The 2,172-nt window shown below is 66.9% G+C and carries 5 protein-coding genes; all 5 read left to right on the top strand.

Annotation, left to right across the window (positions count from 1 at the left end; genetic code table 11):
- On the top strand, positions 1-360 hold a 360-nt coding region (locus tag FVW27_RS20960; RefSeq protein WP_243838456.1), incomplete at its 5' end, for a helix-turn-helix domain-containing protein.
- A gap of 494 nt (positions 361-854) precedes the next feature.
- Positions 855-1,031: a Flp family type IVb pilin gene (locus FVW27_RS13655; RefSeq protein WP_015946373.1), complete on the top strand. Its 177-nt coding sequence runs from the start codon at positions 855-857 to the stop codon at positions 1,029-1,031.
- A gap of 53 nt (positions 1,032-1,084) precedes the next feature.
- Positions 1,085-1,261 (top strand): Flp family type IVb pilin, encoded by a 177-nt coding sequence (locus FVW27_RS13660; RefSeq protein WP_007526891.1) that lies wholly within the window; start codon positions 1,085-1,087, stop codon positions 1,259-1,261.
- 41 nt (positions 1,262-1,302) lie between these two features.
- Complete coding sequence (locus FVW27_RS13665; protein ID WP_007526888.1) at positions 1,303-1,479, top strand: Flp family type IVb pilin; 177 nt, start codon at positions 1,303-1,305, stop codon at positions 1,477-1,479.
- A gap of 190 nt (positions 1,480-1,669) precedes the next feature.
- Positions 1,670-2,172, top strand: a 503-nt coding sequence (locus FVW27_RS13670) for an A24 family peptidase (RefSeq protein WP_167126024.1), incomplete at its 3' end; no start/stop codon positions are given.

The following is a 2,172-nucleotide window of genomic DNA, read 5'->3' on the forward strand; positions in this document are numbered from 1 at the left end:
GGGCACACGGGCGGGCGCATGATCGGGCACACGTCCGGCCATGCCCCCGCCGCATTCGGGCCGGGCGCCCCCCTGCCGCCCACCAGCGCATCCCCGATTGGCACGCACTCAGCCAGCATGTCGGCGGGCGCGTCCTCCACCCACGCCTTCGCGGCGGCGGCCCTTACCGGCCCCATCGACCTGCGCGAAACCATGCGCATGGTCGAACGCAACCTGCTGCTGGATGCCCTGCGCCGCGCAGAAGGCCGCCAGACCGAAGCAGCCGTGCTGCTGGGGCTGACGCCCAAGAACCTGTGGGCCAAGTTGCAGAAGCACGGCATCAAGCCGCGCAACGGCCTGCCCCTGATCCACGAATCCTAGATTTTCTTCCGCCGCGCCCCGCAATGGGCACGGCCCTCCCGCGCATTGCATCCCCCCGCCACGTTTCACGGCAGTGCCCCGCCCCCCCCGGATACGCTGGCCCATCACGCCCCAAGGCCGCATCCGGGCCCTGCTGCCATCCCCCGTTCGCATCTCGATCCAAGAATCCTAGATTCTCTTCCAGCACGCCTGCGCCATTGAACTTCCTGCCCCGCGCCCACCGCCCCGTGCCAGCAGCGCCCGTGCCTCCACCTGCCCGACTCCAAGATTTGTGGATTCCTTCCCGGCGGTGTGCCCCTGCGCCCCGCCCAAGCGCCCCGCAAACCCTGCCTCTAACAGCCCATTCCGGGCCGTGCAAAAAAATATTCCATACTGTTTCAGAATGTTAACGCGTATTACATTCTGCACGACTCGCCTTGGCACGCGGGTTGCTGAATGGGAGTCAACAACGGCCCCCCGGCCAACCCAACAGCCCCCGACGCAGGAGAGACATCATGTTTGAACGCATCACCACTCTGTTCCGTGACGAAGAAGGCGCTACCGCCCTCGAATACGGCCTCATCGCCGCCCTCATCGCCGCCGTCATCGTCGCCGCCGTCACCGCCCTCGGCACCAAGGTCAGCGCCACCTTCTCGTACATCGATTCCAAGATGCCCACCCCCGGCTCGTAGCCCACGGCGCGACCGCAGCAGACATCAACAGAACGAATCGCAGGAGAACAGCCATGTCGAAGATCATCGCCCGCCTGATCAATGATGAAGAAGGCGCCACAGCCCTCGAATACGGCCTCATCGCCGCCCTCATCGCCGCCGTCATCGTGGCAGCCGTCACCGCCCTCGGCACCAAGGTCAGCTCCACCTTCTCGTACATCGACTCCAAGATGCCTACCCCCGGTTCGTAGGCCCGTTTATAATCGCGCAAATTCCCGAAAGGAGTAAGATCATGCTGAAGTCCATCACTGCCCTGATCCGTGACGAAGAAGGCGCAACCGCCCTCGAATACGGCCTCATCGCCGCCCTCATCGCCGCCGTCATCGTCGCCGCCGTCACCGCCCTCGGCACCAAGGTCAGCTCTACCTTCTCGTACATCGATTCCAAGATGCCCACCCCCGGCTCGTAACATCCCGCGACGGCGACTCGGCTTCCCGCCACGCTGCACTCGGAGGGGCCGGGGCGAACCCCCGGCCCCTTCGCCATCGAAAGCGCGGACCTTGCGATGGAGAACCCGCCCGAATCGGCATCCGCCGAAAGGGCAGTCCGCCCGGAAACGACGGCACCCCGTTTCCCTGGCCACACAAGAGGAGAGCCCCATGAACCCCATCCTTGCCGCCCCCCTCGCCGTCGTGCTGCTGGTGGCCGTGACCACCGACCTGCGCGCCATGCGCATTCCCAACTGGCTCACCTTTCCCGCCATGCTGGCGGGCGTTGCGGCCAACGCGGCGCTGGGCGCCTGGACCGGCGGCCTTTCCGGCTCGTGGGACGGCCTGCTCTTCTCGCTGTCCGGTTTCGGCCTGGGGCTCGGCCTGATGCTGATCCCCTTCCTGCTGCGGGTCATGGGCGCGGGCGACGTGAAGTTGCTGGCCGCCGCCGGTGCCTTCCTGGGCGCCGAAACCGTGTTCCGCGCCTTCATCTGGACCAGCCTTGCCGGCGGCGTGTACGCCCTTGGGGTGCTGGCCTTCCACCTGCCGCAACTGCGCGCGGTGCTGCGCTCGCTGCGGGTGTCCGTCGAACTGCTGGCCGTCACCGGCCGCTTCGACTACGTGCCCGCCACCGCCAACGCCCGCCTGCCCCGGCTGTGCTACGGCGTGGCCAT

It is taken from the genome of Nitratidesulfovibrio liaohensis (assembly GCF_011682075.1).
Lineage (GTDB): Bacteria > Desulfobacterota > Desulfovibrionia > Desulfovibrionales > Desulfovibrionaceae > Cupidesulfovibrio > Cupidesulfovibrio liaohensis.

Coding starts and splice junctions, on each gene's coding strand:
- FVW27_RS13655 (WP_015946373.1), top strand. CDS start 855: ATGTTTGAACGCATCACCACTCTGTTCCGTGACGAAGAAGGCGCTACC.
- FVW27_RS13660 (WP_007526891.1), top strand. CDS start 1,085: ATGTCGAAGATCATCGCCCGCCTGATCAATGATGAAGAAGGCGCCACA.
- FVW27_RS13665 (WP_007526888.1), top strand. CDS start 1,303: ATGCTGAAGTCCATCACTGCCCTGATCCGTGACGAAGAAGGCGCAACC.